We start from the raw sequence: 493 nt of genomic DNA on the forward strand, positions 1-493 counted from the left end.
TGTTACTGTTGAGTTTGGCTCTGCTTTACCTGTGATTGTTGTATCATCACTTGTTACTGGGTTTACAGATGGTACCGTTGGCGCTGTTGTATCTGTTACCACTGTTGTTGCTTTATCAGACGTATTACCAGCTTTATCTGTAGCTGTTACTGGTAACTCTTCTCCACCTTTTAAGTCTTCGCTTGAAGGAATATTGATGACATAGTTTCCATCTGCGTCTGTTGTACTACTTGCAGTTTTCCCATCTGGGAACGTTACTGTCACTGTTGAGTTTGGCTCTGCTTTACCTGTGATCTGTGTATCGTCACTTGTTACTGGATTGACTGTTGGTGCTTCTGGTGCTGTTGTATCTGTTACTACTGTTGTTGCTGGCTCTGATTTATTACCATCTTTGTCTGTCGCAGTAACTGGTAATGTTTCGCCACCTTTTAGATCTTCATTCGCTGGAATATCTATTGTGTAGTTTCCATCTGCGTCCGTCGTTCCAGTAGCA

1 protein-coding gene is annotated in these 493 nt (G+C 42.4%); it reads right to left on the bottom strand.

What is annotated here, in order from left to right; genetic code table 11:
- A partial coding sequence (locus AC2D8K_RS12595; RefSeq protein WP_484698830.1) for an Ig-like domain-containing protein occupies positions 1-493 on the bottom strand: 493 nt, incomplete at both ends.

The organism is Staphylococcus sp. 510, assembly GCF_057219715.1.